The organism is Tamlana crocina (assembly GCF_012037625.1).
In genome coordinates this window covers 247,862-265,780 of sequence record NZ_JAAVJS010000001.1, presented here as the reverse complement: position 1 = coordinate 265,780, position 17,919 = coordinate 247,862, and the positions used below count along the sequence as shown (strand labels likewise).

The window sequence follows — 17,919 nt, the reverse complement described above, 5'->3', positions numbered from 1 at the left end:
ATTTTATGGTTAAGAAACTGATCTTATCACCTATTCAAAAATTTATAAACATTGAAAGTTTCAGTGGTACTTTATTGCTTTTGGCAACAATTTTGGCCTTGATATGGGCCAATTCGCCATTCGCCGAAAGCTATCAATCCATCTGGGAATTCAAAATTGGTTTTACAAGTCAAACTTTCGAGTTGAGCAAACCCCTTATTTTATGGATAAACGATGGGCTAATGGCCGTTTTCTTCTTCTTAATTGGCTTAGAAATAAAACGCGAGTTTCTTATAGGCGAATTAAATTCCATAAAAAAATTGGCTTTCCCGCTTTTTGGAGCCTTAGGGGGCATCATCATGCCGGTTTTATTCTTTTTTCTTTTGAATGAAAATCCAGAAACCCAACAAGGGTGGGGCATTTCCATGGCTACAGACATTGCGTTTTCATTGGCACTACTAAAAGCCTTAGGAAACAGAGTGCCGCTAAGCCTTAAAATATTTTTAACCGCCTTTGCCATTGTTGATGATTTGGGCGCCGTACTTGTTATTGCCATTTTTTACAGTAGCAATATACAAACCGGCATGCTACTTATTGCGTTTATATTATTGGCGGTTCTTTATATTATGTCGTACCGCGGATACTTTTCAAAGTTCGTTATGGTATTTTTAGGTATCATCATCTGGACGTTATTCTTAAAATCGGGCATACACCCTACTTTAGCCGGAATTTTATTGGCATTTTCCGTACCAATTAGGCAACGCATAAAAACCCCACAGTTTGTCGATAACCTGGTAAATATCACAAACAACATCAAAGCGGCTAGTATTTTAAAAAAGCCCATTTTATCAAAAGAACAAATTCGTGAAATCGATAATTTAGAAGATTGGACCAACAAATACCAATCGCCATTACAACATTTAGAGCATAATCTGCACGATTGGGTGGCCTATTTTATCATCCCCATATTTGCTTTAGCCAATGCTGGAGTAGCCATTAACACCAACATGAACATCGATACAAGTCTAGTTATCAATATTGCGATATGTTTGGTTTTAGGAAAAAGCATTGGCATATCGGCTATTGTATTTCTGGCCAAAAAGCTCAAGTTTATTGAAATACCTTCAGACATTAGCAACCAGCAAATTATTGGCGTTTCGTTTTTGGCTGGGATAGGTTTCACCATGGCCATTTTTATTGCAAGCCTTGCCTTTGCCGAAAGTCCAAAATATATCGATTCCGCAAAAATCGGAATCCTAATAGGCTCAGTGATAGCGGCAATAATTGGTTATTTGATTTTGCGTTTTAAAAAATAAGGATGAAAGATAAATTTTACCAATACATACAAGATTTACAAGATACCATAACCTCAAAACTGGAAGCTATTGATGGTAAAGCCCAGTTCAAGCAAGATATTTGGGAGCGTCCCGAAGGTGGCGGTGGCCGCACTCGTGTGATTGAAAACGGAAAGGTTTTTGAAAAAGGTGGGGTAAATATTTCTGGCGTGCATGGCAAATTGCCCAAATCGATGCAAAATTATTTTAAAGTGGGTGATGTCGATTTTTTTGCCTGCGGATTAAGCTTGGTACTCCACCCAAAAAACCCCATGGTTCCTACCGTCCATGCCAATTGGCGCTACTTTGAAATGTATGATGAAAACCATAATATTGTTGACCAATGGTTTGGGGGCGGCCAAGATTTAACGCCCTATTATTTATTTGAAGAAGATGCACAGCATTTTCACCAAACCTGCAAAACAGCTTGCGATAAGCACAATCCGGATTTTTACCCCAATTACAAAGCCCGTTGCGATGAGTATTTTTATAACGCACACCGCAACGAAGCCAGAGGCATTGGCGGCTTGTTTTTTGATTATTGCAAGGCTACCGACAATATGAGCATGGAAAATTGGTACGATTTTGTTACTGAAGTGGGCAATAGCTTCTTAGAAGCCTATGTACCCATTGTTGAAAAACGAAAGGACTTACCATACACAAAAAAACAACGCGACTGGCAGGAAATCCGTCGTGGGCGCTATGTAGAATTCAATTTAGTGCACGATAAAGGCACCCTGTTTGGCTTGAAAACCAACGGCCGCATTGAAAGTATTTTAATGAGTTTGCCCCCACACGTGCAATGGGTTTACGACCATAGCCCAGAACCTAATAGCGAAGAAGAAAAATTACTTGAAGTTTTAAAAAACCCGAAAGACTGGGTTTAAAACAAATCGAAATAAACATTTACAGATGTATCCATTAAGACGAAACCGAAGACTTAGAGCCAACGCTGCCATTCGTGGATTGGTTCGCGAAACCATTATATCTCCCAACGATTTTTTAGTGCCCCTTTTTGTGGTTGAAGGCAAAGGCGTAAAAGAAGAAATTGCTTCAATGCCCAATTATTTCCGTTACAGTTTGGATTTACTAGAAAATGAAGTAAAAGAACTATGGAACCTGGGACTAAAATCGGTATTACTATTCGTAAAAGTACCCGATAACTTAAAAGACAACAAAGGCACGGAAGCCATAAACCCCAACGGACTGATGCAGCGGGCCATAAAAACCGTAAAAAACGCCTGCCCCGATATGTTGATCATGACCGATGTGGCGCTAGATCCCTATTCGGCTTACGGCCACGACGGCATTATTGAAAACGGACAAATACTAAACGACGAAACAGCAGAAGCTTTGGCCGAAATGAGCATATCGCACGCTGAAGCTGGTGCCGATTTCGTAGCACCAAGCGACATGATGGACGGCCGCATTTTAACCATTCGTGAAGCTTTAGAAGACGAAGGATTCACCAACACTGGCATCATGAGCTATTCGGCAAAATATGCTTCGGCATTCTACGGTCCTTTTCGCGATGCACTCGATTCGGCTCCGGTAGATTTGGTAGATATTCCAAAAGACAAAAAAACCTATCAAATGGATTATGCCAACCGTTTTGAAGCCATCCGCGAAACCGAAATGGATATCGACGAAGGCGCCGATATTGTTATGGTTAAACCCGGGCTCTGTTATTTGGATATTGTTCGCGAAATTAAAAATGAAGTGGACGTTCCTGTGGCTGTTTACCAAGTTTCAGGCGAATACGCTATGCTTAAAGCCGCCGCCGAAAAAGGCTGGCTGGAGCACGACGCCGTAATGATGGAGCAAATAACCGCAATAAAACGCGCCGGCGCAGACATCATTGCCTCTTACTTTGCCAAAGACGTTGTAAAAATTTTAAATAGCTAACAGAACATCGCACTTTCGTTGTTTACCACAGGGGTTCAAAAAGAAAAAAATTTTTCTTTAAAGCCCTTATAAAGTAAGTCTTACAATTATTAACGATGTTGTGAATTTGATTTCGTAAATTAGCATAACTAAAACCTATTTAATGAACGCACTGATTCTCTGGGCAACCCTTTCGATATTTTTCTCGTTTTTATGTTCCGTATTAGAAGCTGTGCTGCTAAGTGTTACGCCTACTTTTATATCCGTAAAAAAGCGCGAAAAGAAAGATTATGCCAACACTTTAGAGCACCTTAAAAAAGATGTAGACAAACCCTTAATAGCTATCCTTACATTAAACACCATTGCCCATACGGTGGGTGCCATGATGGTGGGTATTGAGGCCGAAAAGCTACCTTTTACTATTGAAGTTTTTGGAATTAATACCGTAGGTATAGTATCGGCTATTATGACTTTTTTAATACTGGTAGCTTCCGAAATTATCCCGAAAACCATTGGTGCCACTTATTGGAAACAACTGGCCAATTTTGCCGCCAAAGCATTAACCATTATGATTTTTCCGTTGAAATGGACAGGTATTTTATGGTTGCTTCAATTGACCACAAAACTCATAGGCGGTACTGGGCACGGCAGCGTTTTAACTCGTGAAAGCTTTATGGCCATGACCGAGATAGCCCACGAAGAAGGCGTATTTCAAGAAAACGAAAGTAAGGTGATTAAAAACTTACTGACTTTTAAGGAAGTATTTGCAAAAGACGTCATGACGCCACGAACAGTAATGAAAATTGAAAACCAGAGTACTACCGTTGAAGATTTTTTCAACAAAAACCTCAACCTTAGGTTTTCGAGGGTTCCCGTTTATGTTGACGACCCCGACAATATTAAAGGCTTGGTTTTAAAAGATGAAGTTTTTAGAGAAATGGCTTTGGGCAACGGTACCAAAAAACTATCGGAACTAAAACGAGACATTATTGTTGTGGGCCGAAATATTCCTATACCAACCCTTTTTGAAAAACTGATTGAAAGCAGAAACCACATGGCTTTGGTGGTTGATGAATACGGCTCGGTAAGTGGATTGGTAACCATGGAAGATGTTATTGAAACCCTTTTGGGATTGGAAATTATGGATGAAAGTGATAATGTTTCCGACCTTCAATTGTTGGCCAGAAAAAGCTGGGAAATACGAGCCAAAAAATTGGGTATATTAGAAGACGACCCACTTTAAACCAAATGGAAACTTGCATTTTTAAGTCCCCTTTAGGATTCACCAAAATTATTGGCGACCACAATGGCATTGCTTCTGTTTCCGTATTAAATTCTGAAGAAAAAATATCCGATATCATTCCTGTCGAACTTGAAGATTGCGTTTTGCAATTAAACGAATACTTTGAAGGCACACGCAAACAATTCAGTTTAAAAGTAAATCCGCAGGGCACCGATTTTCAGAAAAAAGTTTGGAAACAATTGGAACTCATTCCATACGGAAAAACCATATCCTATTTAGAATTATCCAAACAAATTGGCGACATTAAAGCCATTCGTGCCGTAGCCAATGCCAACGGTAAAAATCCACTTTGGATTATTGTGCCCTGCCACCGTGTTATTGGGAGCAATGGCAGCTTAACAGGCTATGCCGGAGGATTACAACGCAAAAAATGGCTATTGGAACACGAAAGTCCGTTTAAGCAACAAACCCTATTTTAACCTGCAGAATAAATAAAATATCCCTATATTTAATCCTCTAATTATTCTGTAATGAAATTCCTAAAGAAACTCCTGAAGTGGATTAGTATAACTATTGCACTTCTATTAATTCTGCTTTACGTTTTCGATTATGGCTACATTTTAAAAGGAGCCAAAGTGGTTTACTTTACAGGTCACAATACCGCTTTTATTGACGACCATCCCTATTTTGAAAATGATACGATAGCAAACGGAAAACACATTGACCCTTGGCCTGAGCACACCAATTACAACTCGGTGAAGGAAACCGAAAAACTCACCGAAACCAACCAACAATTAGGCACCATCGCTTTCTTGATTATAAAAAACGACAGCATTTGGTTCGAAAATTATTATGATGGCTTTAACGACACTTCAAAAACCAACTCTTTTTCCATGGCTAAAAGTATTACAACAGCGTTACTCGGCAAAGCGATTATGGAGGGGCATATTAAAAGCTTAGACCAACCTGTTAGCGATTTTTATCCGCAATATAGCTATGCCAAAACAACTGTGGGCGATTTGGCTTCAATGGCTTCAGGGTTGGATTGGGTAGAACATTACACGAGTCCGTTTTCTGTTACCGCCCGCGCCAATTACGACGACGATTTAGCGGAAACCATTTTAAATCAAAAAGTAGTAAAAGAACCGGGTGTAGAATTTGAATATTTGAGCGGCAACACCCAACTTTTAGGAATGATCATCCAAAAGGCTACCGGTGTGCCTTTGGCAGAATACCTATCGGAAAAATTTTGGAAACCCATGGGAGCTCACGAAAATGCTCTATGGCAACTAGACGACAGCGAAAACAGGTTGGCCAAAGCCTTTTGCTGCATTTCAAGTAACGCTCGCGATTTTGCCCGTTTTGGAAAGCTTTACAAAAACGGCGGCAACTGGAATGGGAAGCAGCTGTTGGACTCTGCTTTTGTTAAAAAATCCATTACGCCTCGGTTTAAAAAAGACCCTGTTTATGGTTATGGCTGGTGGCTTGGAAAATATGTAAACAAAGACTTCTTTATGATGCGAGGCCATTTGGGACAGTATGTTATGGTACAGCCCGAAGACAACGTTATCATCGTACGTTTGGGGCATCGAAAATCGGCCGATGAAGGCCATGGCGTTGGTAAATTTACAGACGATATTCAAATCTATATTGAAGAGGCTTATAAAATGCTTGAAAGCAAATCTTAATATTTTGTTATTTATCAACAAAACTTATGTAGGAAAAAAGTTTAATTTGTATTTTGATTGGGTTAACATCAATCAAACATGAAATACATTCTCTTTATTCTGCTATTAGCTTTTTATTCTTGTTCTTCGCAAGTCGATAAAAAGTATAATTTAAATTTTGAAACCTACAATGCTCGATATTTGTTTCCTAAAGATTGGATTGAATGGGGAAAATACAATCTAAGTGCCGATACAACCATAGCCCGTTCAGGGAAATATTCAGGGAAAATAAAATCCAAAAACAATCATGATGCTTTTGGGTCGTTGGCATACAAAATTCCTGCAGACTACAAAGGAGAAAACATCACGCTTGAAGGTTTTATGAAAATTAAAAATGTTGAAGATGGCTATGCCGGATTACTTTTAAGAATTGATGGTAACACCCAACCCTTGGGCTTTAACAACATGAAAGACCAAAACATTCAAGGCACAAAAGATTGGCAAAAATATTCCATAACATTACCTTTCCTCAAAAACGCAAAGAACATCTATGTTGGCGGCATTCTGGTTGGCAAGGGCGAAGCTTGGTTTGACGATTTTACGGTAACCATTGACGGCGAAGATATTCAAACTTTAAAAACCATAGAAAAACCGATACCAAATGCAACTTTAGACCACGAATTTGACAATGGCTCCAAGATTAATTTCCCCGATTTGAATGACCGAATGATTTCCAATTTAGAATTATTGGGCAAAATTTGGGGCTTTTTAAAATACCATCATCCAGAAATTTGTTCGGGCAATTACAATTGGGATTATGAACTTTTCCGATTTCTGCCCAAATATCTTAACGTTGAAAACCTTGCGGAACGAGACCAGCTGCTTCTTGAATGGATTGATAGCTATGGCAAGATAAAAATATGCGATAGTTGCAAAGAAACACCTCAAGACGCCTTTTTAAAACCGGATCATGCTTGGTTTAACGATTCTGATTTGAATGAAGAACTCAAAGAAAAACTCAATTTTATCTATAAAAACAGAAATCAGGGCGAATCCTTTTATATTGGCAACGAAGCTTACGGTAGGCTTACATTTTTAAATGAAAATGAATATTATACCATGCCAACCATTGATGGCGGCTTTCAATTATTGGCTTTATACCGGTATTGGAATATGATTCATTATTTCTTTCCTTACAAACACCTTACAGATAATAATTGGAGTTCAATTTTAAAAAAGTATATTCCCGATTTTATAAATTGTAAAAACAGGTTGGATTATGAATTGGCTTGTATCAGGCTTATTACAGAAATAAACGATACGCATGCCACAACATCGGTTGGCTTCACCAATGTACATCATAACCGAGGGAGTTTATATCCGCCGTTCATTGTTAAGTTTATTGAAAACCAATTGGTGGTTACAAACTTCTATGACAAAAATGCTCAGGAAACCTCAAAAATCAAGGTTGGCGATATTATCACCCATATAAACAACAAACCCATCAAGACCATAATAGACAGCATTGGTTCTTATTATCCGGCATCCAATGAAACATCAAAACTACGGAATATATCCAGAGATTTATTACGGTCTAGCAAAAAGAAAATTGCCATAAATTACATTTCAAACAACCAAAAGAAACACCTTGAAATTGAGCTTTCCCCCGAAGATGACTGGAAAAGCAGATGGCACGACTGGAAAGACGAAAAGTGTTACAAGTTTATCAAAAAAGACATTGGCTACATAACGCTAAAAACCATTACTAAAAGCGATGTTCCTATCATTAAAGAACAGTTTAAATCGGTTAAAGGCATCATAATTGACATCAGGAATTACCCTGCTACGTTCGTTCCTTTCATTCTTGGTTCTTATTTTGTTTCTAACGATAAACATTTTGCTAAATTTACATCTGGGAAAGTTAATAATCCCGGCGAGTTTTCATTTAGAGAGGGCGATATTATCCTGAAAGCGAAAGAAACGTACAAAGGAAAATTAGTTGTTTTGGTCAATGAAGATTCCCAAAGCCAATCAGAATATACGGCAATGGCTTTTAGAGCAGGAAATAATACAACCATAATAGGGAGCACCACTGCCGGGGCCGACGGTAATGTAATATCCTTGTCTTTACCCGGGGGGCTGCTGACTGGGTTTTCAGGACTTGGAGTGTATTACCCCAACGGCACCGAAACACAGCGTGTAGGCATAATTCCAGATATTGAAATAAAACCAACCATAAAAGGCATAAAAGAAAGACGTGATGAAGTTTTAGAAAGAGCTATAAAGTTTATAAATAATAATTGAACGCATGATCTCAAAACTCAACTTAGAAAACATATTATTTCTGGATATTGAAACGGTTCCTGAGGCCGAGCATTTTTCAGATTTAGATGAAACCACCCAAACACTTTGGGAACAGAAATCACAATACCAACGTCGAGATGAATATACGGCCGAAGAATTTTACGATCGTGCGGGTATTTGGGCGGAGTTTGGTAAAATAGTTTGTATCTCGGTAGGTTATTTCAATATTTTGAATGATTTACGCACTTTTCGTGTTACGTCATTTTTCGGTGATGAAGATAAAATTCTAAAAGACTTTAAAAACCTGCTCATCTCTCATTTTAGCCAAACCAAACATTTGCTTTGCGCCCATAACGGAAAGGAATTCGATTTTCCGTACATTGCCCGTCGCATGATAATTCACAACATAGAATTGCCATACAAGCTTAATTTATTCGGCAAAAAACCATGGGAAGTCCCCCACCTCGATACTTTAGAACTTTGGAAGTTTGGCGATTACAAAACCTACACTTCATTGAAATTGCTAACTCACGTTTTAGGTATTCCTTCGCCAAAAGACGATATTGACGGCAGCCAAGTGGGCCAAGTTTATTATGAAGAAAATGACATAGACCGCATTATAAAATACTGCGAAAAAGATACCATTGCGGTGGCCCAAATTCTTTTACGTTTGCGCGGCGATGAGCTACTCACCGACGATGAAATTATTCATATTTAAATGACAGAAACCAACATTTTAAACATAAAAAACCTTTCCATTTCCTTTGGAAGCAACGAGGTAATCCACAACATCTCGTATCATTTAAACGAAAACGAAATCCTGGGTATGGTAGGCGAATCGGGCTCCGGAAAATCGGTATCCTCATTGGCCGTGTTGGGTTTGCTTCCAAAGAACATTTCAAAAATAACGCATGGCGAAATCCTTTTTGAAAATGAAAATTTGGTTACCCTTTCCAACAAAGCGTTCCAAAATATCCGCGGAAACAAAATCGCCATGATTTTCCAGGAACCCATGAGTTCCTTAAACCCATCTATGACCTGTGGAACGCAAGTGGAAGAAATACTTTTTAAGCACACCAATTTATCAAAGGAAGAAGCACAGGCAGAAACCTTGCAACTGTTCGAAAAAGTAAGATTGCCTGAGCCCAAACGGGTTTACAAAAGTTACCCTCACGAAATTTCAGGCGGCCAGAAGCAACGGGTAATGATTGCCATGGCCATAGCCTGCAAGCCCGACATTTTAATAGCCGACGAGCCCACCACGGCACTCGATGTTACTGTACAAAAAGACATTATTGCACTATTAAAAACCCTGCAAAAGGAAACCAAAATGAGCGTTATTTTTATCACCCACGATTTGGCGCTTATTTCTGAAATCGCCCACAGGGTTTTGGTTATGTATCAAGGCCATATTGTAGAACAAGGCTCAGTCACCGAGATTTTTAAAAATCCGCAACACAATTATACCAAAGCCTTAATCAATTCACGACCATCGTTAAACAAACGATTAAAAACGCTACCCACCATTCAAGATTATTTAAAAGGCAAGGTTTCAAAAGAGGTTGTTTCAAAAGAACAACGCGAAAAGCAGCACGAAAAACTATACAGTCAACCACCTCTTTTGGAAGTTATTAATGTTGAAAAAGAATATATTTCAAAATCGGGATGGTTCTCAAAACCAAGTAAATTTAAAGCCGTAAACAAGGTTAGCTTTAAACTTTACGAAGGCGAAACTTTGGGTTTGGTAGGCGAATCGGGCTGCGGAAAATCTACGCTAGGCAACGCGATTCTACAGCTCGACAAAGCCACGGCCGGAACCATACTTTACAACGGTGTAGATCTTACAAAACTATCGAAAACCGAAACTCGAAAACTAAGAAAAGACATCCAGATTATATTCCAGGACCCTTACTCCTCCTTAAATCCGAGAATTCCCGTAGGCGCGGCCATCATGGAGCCGATGAAAGTCCACAACCTCTACCATTCAGATGAGGAAAGAAAGGAAAAAGTCGTTGCTATTTTAAATCGTGTGGGATTAAGCGAAGCGCATTTTAACCGCTATCCTCATGAATTTTCTGGTGGGCAACGGCAACGCATTGGCATTGCCCGAACCATTGCATTACAACCCAAACTGATTGTTTGCGACGAGTCGGTTTCTGCATTGGATATTTCCGTTCAGGCTCAAGTACTGAATTTATTGAACGAACTGAAAGAAGATTTCGGTTTTACCTATATTTTTATTTCGCACGATTTGGCCGTAGTAAAATATATGAGCGACCAATTATTGGTTATGAATCAAGGTAAAATTGAGGAATTAGATGATGCCGACGTGATTTACAGCAATCCAAAAAAAGACTATACCAAAAAATTAATTCATGCTATACCCAAAGGATTATAGCATGAATATTTTTTTGGTTAGATAAATTAAACTTTTAAAAAACTGCAAATTCTCTCTTAGCGTTTCTTTGAATTTGCTTCCATCATTTGTAGGTTGTTCAGGTAGATTTGTTGCAATATTCATAAGTTTAAATTTATGGTAGATTTGGGGCAAATCTATTATTTGGTTTGGTTAATTTGGGGACTGCTAATATCTTACTTTATTCCAATAAACCAGTTAAAAAACATAATTATTCGATTAAAAACACTTTTATTTAACAAATAACTGAATTTTCTCACCAAAAGAATCTGTTTTTATTAAATCAATAACCAGTATTAAAATAGTAAACTCGTTCAACATTACTTATATTTATATCACACTAAACTAAAACTAGTATGTCGGACAAAAAGTTATGGGAACCCACAGCAGCTTTTAAGCAAAACAGCCATTTGTTTAAATATAAAAACTGGCTTACTGAAAATTACCAATTAGGTTTTGATTCTTATGATGATTTATGGCAATGGTCGGTAGATCATGTGGCAGATTTTTGGGAAAGTGTATGGAAGTATTTTAATGTGATTTCACACAGCGGTTACTCTTCAGTATTGAGCATGACTTCCATGCCCGATTTCAAATGGTTTAACGGAGCAACGCTTAATTATGCGGAACACATTTTTAGGCATAATTTAACAACCGAAACAGCCATTATTTTTAGTAATGAGCAAGGTGAACATACCGAAATATCTTGGAAGGAATTAAAACAAAAAGTAGCCGCCATGGCCACCTATTTAAAATCAGTCGGCATTAAAAAGGGCGATTGCGTAGTGGCTTTTCTGCCTAACGTTCCCGAGGCTACCATCTCATTTTTAGCGGCTAATTCCATTGGTGCAATATGGTCGAGCACCTCGCCCGATTTTGGGGCAGAAAGTGTGATAGACCGGTTTGCACAAATCAAACCTAAAGTATTCATCACCGTTGATGGCTACTTTTACAACGGCAAACCATACGATAAAACTAAAATTGCCAATAATATTTCAAAAGCGCTACCCTCCTTACAACAAGTGATTGTGTTACCCTATTTAAATAAGGAAGACCTTTCGGCATTCCCAAATGATGCTATCGATATCAATACGATTTTTCAAACCAAAGCTGACAAACTCACTTTTGAACCCGTTGATTTCAGCCATCCTATTTGGGTGCTTTACTCCTCTGGCACTACAGGTTTGCCAAAAGCTATTGTGCATTCGCACGGCGGCGTTTTGTTGGAGCATTTAAAGTACATGGCATTTCATAACGATGTACACAAGGGCGAACGCTATTTTTGGTACACCACCACGGGCTGGATGATGTGGAACTTTTTGCAATCAGCGCTTTTAATGGGTGCAGCTATAGTTCTTTACGATGGCAGCCCTACTTACCCCAATTTCAATAAACTTTGGGATTTTTCAGATGATGTAAACATCAATCATTTTGGCACGAGCGCCCCATTTTTAGTGGCTAGTATGAAGAAAAACATAAACCCTAAAAACGATTGCAACCTTAACTCAATCCGATCCATTAGCTCCACAGGTGCACCGCTTCCTTTTGAAGCGTTTGACTACGTATATAAAAATATAAAAGATGATGTTTGGCTCTGTTCTATGGCCGGCGGCACCGATGTTTGCACCGCTTTTGTGGGCGGCACACCGTTTTATTCAGTCCATGCCGGTGAGATACAATGCCGTGCTTTGGGCGTTTCGCTATTTGCTTATAACGACGATGGAAACCCTGTTGAAGACGAATTGGGCGAAATGGTAATCGACAAGCCCATGCCATCTATGCCCATTTACTTTTGGAATGACACTAACAACAAACGCTACAAGGCCAGTTATTTTGAACATTTTCCTGGAAAATGGCGACACGGCGATTTTATAAAAATCAATTCCAAAACCCAAGGCATTGTTATTTTTGGGCGATCGGACGCGACATTGAACCGGCACGGCATACGAATTGGCACTAGCGAAATTTATAGACACATCAATACTATAAAAGCGATTGAAGATTCTTTAATCGTGAATTTGGAACTCGATGGCGGTAAGCACTATATGCCGCTTTTTGTAAAAATGAAATCGAATGCCGCACTCACAGAAACCATTAAATCAGAAATCAACGAGCAATTGAAAAAAGAATGTTCGCCACGGCACGTGCCCGACGACATTATTGAAGTACCCGACATCCCTTATACCATTAGCGGAAAAAAAATGGAAGCACCCGTAAAAAAGATTTTATTGAAAATGGCTTTGGAAAAATCAATTAATGTTGATTCAATGAAAAATCCAGAATCGGTTGACTTCTTTGTGGAGTTTGCAAAAGGGATTTAGACAAGATAACCTAAAAGGTTATTTCCAAGATTTTAAAATCTCTTCTCGCCTAAACTTAACCATTCTAATAATAAGTTCTTTTGGTAGCGGTTTATCCAAAGGAAACTGTACAGAACCTTTACCCTGTTTATAGGCTTTTAATTCACTAGAAAACGCTGCCATGGTTGTTGGAAATGGGTAAAACCCAACAAACTTCGCATAACCAGCCATCATAATTTGCTGGTCGCGCTTTCCGCCGGGCACTAAGGTAAAAGTTGGCACCTTATAATTTAAAACCTCAACTGCATCTGGAGCGGCCTCTTTTATAATCTGTCTTAATTCATTCAAAACATTTTGAGCCGCTTTCGGTTGATTAGCAATGTAATCGTCAATGGTTTCAAAATTTGGCATTGGTCCCTTTTTTCCCATCTTTTTGGACATAAATGTTTATAAAATATAAACAGATTTTCTGTTTCTCTATTTCATCAATAAATTTGAAACATCCACGAAACCTTTTCTACCCAAAATCTAAATCATCGGGAGTTTCTTCCACGGTGTCTGGTGCATCATTATCTTCCTCGGTAACTACCGAGCAATTTACATTGATTGTGAGTTCTTCCGGTTCGGGAAATTCATCTTTAGAAATATTCAACTCTTCATCGGCATAGCAGCTTTTCATATACAAGCCCCAGATGGGCAAAGCCATTGCAGCTCCTTGTCCGTAAGTAATGCTTGCAAAATGTGCTGCGCGGTCTTCCGCACCTACCCAAACACCGGTTACTAAATTAGGTACCATGCCCATAAACCACCCGTCACTTTGGTTTTGGGTAGTTCCTGTTTTTCCAGCAATAGGATTGGTAAATTCATATGGATATCCGGTAATAACTTCTTTATAATCGGTTCGGTTTCTGGCCCAATTGTGTCTTAATCGGGTTCCAGACCCACCTTGAGTTACCCCTTCCAAAAGCTTTACCGTAACATAGGCTGTTTCTTCACTCAACACATCTCGAGTTTCAGGTTTGAACTGATAAAGGATAGTACCATTTTTATCTTCGATATTGGTCACCATTACAGGTTTGGTATACACCCCTTGATTAGCAAAAGCCGCATAAGCTCCTACCATTTCATAAACGCTAATATCTGGTGTTCCTAAAGCGATTGATGGCACAGCAGGTACATCAGACTCCACCCCAAGTTTTTTTACCAAATCGGCCACGGTGTGCGGTCCTACTTTATCCATCAATTGGGCTGTAATAGTATTGACTGAGTTTGCCAGTGCGCTTTTTAAAGTACGTGTTCCGCCGTAATCATTTGCTCCACCAGAGTTTTTGGGACACCATTCTTCTGGGTTACCATATTTATGGGCTTCGATACAAAATGGCACATCTGGAAACTCATCGCAAGGTGAATAATGCAATTGATCTATCGCTGAAGCATACACAAAAGGCTTAAACGTAGAACCAATTTGACGCCTACCTTGCTTCACCATGTCGTATTGAAAATGCCTATAATTAATACCGCCCACCCAAGCTTTTACGTGTCCCGTTTGTGGGTTCATAGACATCATTCCTGTGCGTAAAAATGATTTGTAATACCGCATGGAGTCGATAGGCTTCATGATGGTATCGATTTCTGAAGGCTGACCATCCTTCCATTGAAACACCGTCATTTGCGTGGGTTTTTGAAACGACTCTATAATTTCTTCGTTAGACTTTTTTAAGTCGTATTTCATGTGCCTCCAACGTTCTGATTGCCTCATGGAACGGTCCATCAAATCCCTAATTTCACTTTGATCCAATTCCAAAAACGGGGCAGTTGGGTTTCTATCAGGTGTATTTTGATGGAAAAATTCAGCCTGCAAACGGGGCATGTGTTGCTGCACGGCATCTTCGGCGTACTTTTGCATACGAGAATCGATGGTGGTGTAAATTTTCAATCCGTCGTTATACAAATTCCATTTTGTGCCATCTGGTTTGGGGTTATTGGCAATCCATTCTTTCATAAAACCATCCAAATACCCCCTAAAATAAGTAGCGATACCTTCGCGGTGCGATTCTGGGGTATATTTTAAGTCGATATCGGTTTGCCTAAGAGAATCACGAACAGCTTCGGTGATGTAATCGTACTTTGCCATTTGGTCGAGCACCACATTGCGTCTGTTTTTAACACCCACAGGATTTCGTCTTGGGTTGTAAAGTGCAGAATTTTTAAACATCCCAACCAACATCGCCGATTCTTTTAGGTTTAATTCTTTGGGTTCCTTTCCGAAATAGATTCTAGAGGCACTTCGAATACCATCGGCGTTATTTAAAAAATCATAAATATTGAAGTATTGGGCAATGATTTCCTCTTTGGTGTATTGGCGCTCTAAACGTGTAGCAATAATCCACTCCTTTACTTTTTGGAGAATACGCTCCACAATATTTTTTGAACCTTCACCATGAAATAGCTGCTTAGCCAACTGCTGCGAAATGGTACTGGCTCCTCCGCCACTACCCAACTTAATAATGGCTCTTAATGTACCTCGAGCATCAATTCCTGAATGGCTGTGATATCGGGCATCTTCGGTAGCAATTAAGGCCTCAACCAAATGTTGTGGCAACTCGTCGTAACTTACAGGTGTACGGTTATCGTTATAATAAAACTTGCCGAGCGTTTGCCCATCTGAAGAAATAATTTCGGTAGCCAAGTTGGTCCTGGGGTTTTCCAACTGGGTGTGATCTGGCATTTCGCCAAACGCCCCCCAAGAGGCCAATAAAAATATTAAGGCCACAGCCAAAATACCCCCCACAAAAAGCATCCAAAACCAACGGATGTATTTTGAAAAGTCTTGGGTTTGCTTCGTTTCTTTTTTTGCTTTTGCCATTTATTTTGGAATATAAAAAATACTTCTCTTTTTACTTGCGTTATTTTCGGCAGTGCCAAACAAGCGTACTCACAAAAAGTTATTCGTTTACGGGGTTTTCAATCCTAAACCCTACATCGGTAATGCCCTCCAATTCCTTTACCCCATTTACCTTTCCTCGCTCACGCATAGCATGTTGAATATTTACGGTATATTCGCCCGCTTCATTAAACACCACGCCTTCTTTGTACCACAGCTTGTTTTCTTTTACATCGGTATAACCGGTTCCCAAAAGCTTTCCACTTGGCTCGGCCATTCGGTACTCAAGGGTATCTTTTATGGTTTTACCATGCGGAAATATCATTTCTACTATTAAAAATAGATTGCTGTATTTATACGCATTGGTATTGCGTAAATTAACAAACAGATTGTACGGTTGGATGGAATCTGGCGGATTGATTTTAAAACTCACCACCGAATCTTTATGCCACTTATTGGGCACCGATTTATAGGTATCGAAAACACGATTGGAGTCGCAAGAAACAAACAAAGAAACTAGTAAAACTAGAAATACTAAGACGCTATTTTTCAGCATTTTTACTGTTTTGAGGTTTTCTTTTATTGTTTTTCCTTCGTTTATTTTGACTTCTTTTTTGCCCCTGCCCTTGGCCACTATTGCCTTTTCTTTGTCCGCCTTTATTTTTTGGGCTTCCCTTTCTTTTATTTCTACGTTTTTTATTGCGTTTTGGATTATCGAAGCGCGTTAAACTATCTTGACCTACAACGTTTCCAAAATCGTTTTTAGTATCTTCTTCCACAACATCGGAAGCATACTCTTCTAAACTGGCAATTTTCTTTTTTTGTTTATTGAGCTCAATAATTTCATTGGCTTGTTCGGCAGTTATTTTGTGCCAATTCATCCATTCGCCCTCGTAGGCATACCACATGTGCCCTTTAAAAATATCGGTTTTTTGGCAAACAGCGGTTCCTTTTTCGGTATATAATTTGGTATCGGTTTTTGGGAAATCTTTAAGCGCATCCAGATAGGTATCGAGCTCGTAGTTCAAACAGCATTTTAACTTACCACATTGTCCTGCCAATTTTTGCGGATTGAGCGATAATTGCTGATAACGTGCCGCCGAAGTACTTACCGAACGGAAATCGGTTAGCCATGTAGAACAGCACAATTCGCGACCACAAGAACCAATACCGCCCAATCGGGCTGCTTCTTGGCGGAACCCCACTTGTTTCATTTCGATACGGGTACGGAATTCGCGCGCAAAAACCTTAATGAGTTCCCTAAAATCTACACGCTCTTCTGCCGTGTAATAAAAGGTGGCTTTGCTGGCATCGCCTTGAAATTCGATATCGGAAATCTTCATTTGCAACCGCAAATCGATAGCAAACTGTCGGGCTTTCACCTTCATAGGTTCTTCCCGGTCTCTGGCCTGTTGCCATATATCGATATCCTTTTGGCTGGCCTTTCTGTATATTTTAAATGCTTCCTCGACGTTATCAGATATGTTTTTGCGCTTCATTTGTACGCGAACTAGTTCGCCCGTAAGGGTAACCATACCTATATCGTGACCTGCCTTAGCTTGTGTGGCTACAATATCGCCAATGCTTAGAGTGAGGTTTTCTTTGTTGTGGTAATATTCTTTTCGGCCGTTTTTAAAACGCACCTCTACCCAGTTAAATGGTTTTTCGCCGCTGGGCAACGACATGTTTGCCAACCAATCGAAAACGGTTAACTTATTGCAACTATCTGTACCACAAGTACCATTATTTTTACAGCCCTTAGGAGAGCCGTCCTTAGTTGAGCAACTAGCACAAGCCATATGTTTTTATATATTGAATTCGTCAACAACTAAATAGCTATTGCGAATGATGGTTTATATTTATTTTGAAATACTCCAAAAGCAATTAATAGTTCGCTTTTGGGCATTG

The 17,919-nt window shown here is 39.3% G+C and carries 14 protein-coding genes; 10 read left to right on the top strand and 4 right to left on the bottom strand.

Translation table 11 applies throughout. The features are described 5' to 3' along the window. The first annotated feature begins 5 nt into the window (after positions 1-5). The 10 genes from nhaA (at position 6) to HC176_RS01170 (ending at position 13,148) form a co-directional block, all read left to right on the top strand. Positions 6-1,295: a Na+/H+ antiporter NhaA gene (gene nhaA, locus HC176_RS01215; protein WP_167916358.1), complete on the top strand. Its 1,290-nt coding sequence runs from the start codon at positions 6-8 to the stop codon at positions 1,293-1,295. Between the two features lie 2 nt (positions 1,296-1,297). Beyond that, positions 1,298-2,200, top strand: a complete 903-nt coding sequence (gene hemF / locus HC176_RS01210) for an oxygen-dependent coproporphyrinogen oxidase (RefSeq protein WP_167916357.1) — start codon at positions 1,298-1,300, stop codon at positions 2,198-2,200. A gap of 25 nt (positions 2,201-2,225) precedes the next feature. Continuing rightward, positions 2,226-3,218 (top strand): porphobilinogen synthase, encoded by a 993-nt coding sequence (gene hemB / locus HC176_RS01205; RefSeq protein ID WP_167916356.1) that lies wholly within the window; start codon positions 2,226-2,228, stop codon positions 3,216-3,218. 142 nt (positions 3,219-3,360) lie between these two features. Further along, positions 3,361-4,440 (top strand): CNNM domain-containing protein, encoded by a 1,080-nt coding sequence (locus tag HC176_RS01200; RefSeq protein ID WP_167916355.1) that lies wholly within the window; start codon positions 3,361-3,363, stop codon positions 4,438-4,440. Between the two features lie 5 nt (positions 4,441-4,445). Continuing rightward, the gene (locus HC176_RS01195) at positions 4,446-4,919 is read left to right on the top strand and encodes a methylated-DNA--[protein]-cysteine S-methyltransferase (protein WP_167916354.1); all 474 of its coding nucleotides are present in this window, start codon (positions 4,446-4,448) and stop codon (positions 4,917-4,919) included. Positions 4,920-4,970: 51 nt separating this feature from the next. Then, positions 4,971-6,128, top strand: coding sequence for a serine hydrolase domain-containing protein (locus tag HC176_RS01190; RefSeq protein ID WP_167916353.1), 1,158 nt, complete (start codon positions 4,971-4,973; stop codon positions 6,126-6,128). Positions 6,129-6,206: 78 nt separating this feature from the next. Then, positions 6,207-8,411, top strand: a complete 2,205-nt coding sequence (locus HC176_RS01185) for a S41 family peptidase (RefSeq protein ID WP_167916352.1) — start codon at positions 6,207-6,209, stop codon at positions 8,409-8,411. A gap of 4 nt (positions 8,412-8,415) precedes the next feature. Further along, positions 8,416-9,129 carry a 3'-5' exonuclease gene (locus HC176_RS01180; RefSeq protein ID WP_167916351.1) on the top strand — a complete coding sequence of 238 codons (714 nt, stop codon included), beginning with the start codon at positions 8,416-8,418 and terminating at the stop codon, positions 9,127-9,129. Beyond that, a complete protein-coding gene (locus tag HC176_RS01175; RefSeq protein ID WP_167916350.1) occupies positions 9,130-10,809 on the top strand; it encodes an ABC transporter ATP-binding protein in 1,680 nt (559 codons plus the stop codon). A gap of 374 nt (positions 10,810-11,183) precedes the next feature. Continuing rightward, positions 11,184-13,148 carry an acetoacetate--CoA ligase gene (locus HC176_RS01170; RefSeq protein WP_167916349.1) on the top strand — a complete coding sequence of 655 codons (1,965 nt, stop codon included), beginning with the start codon at positions 11,184-11,186 and terminating at the stop codon, positions 13,146-13,148. Between the two features lie 18 nt (positions 13,149-13,166). Here HC176_RS01170 and HC176_RS01165 read toward each other — a convergent pair whose 3' ends face one another. From HC176_RS01165 to HC176_RS01150, 4 genes are all read right to left on the bottom strand, one after another. Next, the gene (locus tag HC176_RS01165) at positions 13,167-13,556 is read right to left on the bottom strand and encodes an iron chaperone (RefSeq protein WP_167916348.1); all 390 of its coding nucleotides are present in this window, start codon (positions 13,554-13,556) and stop codon (positions 13,167-13,169) included. An 88-nt stretch (positions 13,557-13,644) separates the two neighbouring features. Beyond that, positions 13,645-15,993, bottom strand: a complete 2,349-nt coding sequence (locus tag HC176_RS01160) for a penicillin-binding protein 1A (protein WP_167916347.1) — start codon at positions 15,991-15,993, stop codon at positions 13,645-13,647. A 79-nt stretch (positions 15,994-16,072) separates the two neighbouring features. Beyond that, complete coding sequence (locus HC176_RS01155) at positions 16,073-16,567, bottom strand: gliding motility lipoprotein GldH (RefSeq protein WP_167916346.1); 495 nt, start codon at positions 16,565-16,567, stop codon at positions 16,073-16,075. Continuing rightward, positions 16,554-17,810, bottom strand: a complete 1,257-nt coding sequence (locus HC176_RS01150; RefSeq protein ID WP_167916345.1) for a PSP1 domain-containing protein — start codon at positions 17,808-17,810, stop codon at positions 16,554-16,556. Before HC176_RS01150 ends, HC176_RS01155 begins: the two co-directional genes overlap by 14 nt. Positions 17,811-17,919: the final 109 nt, after the last annotated feature.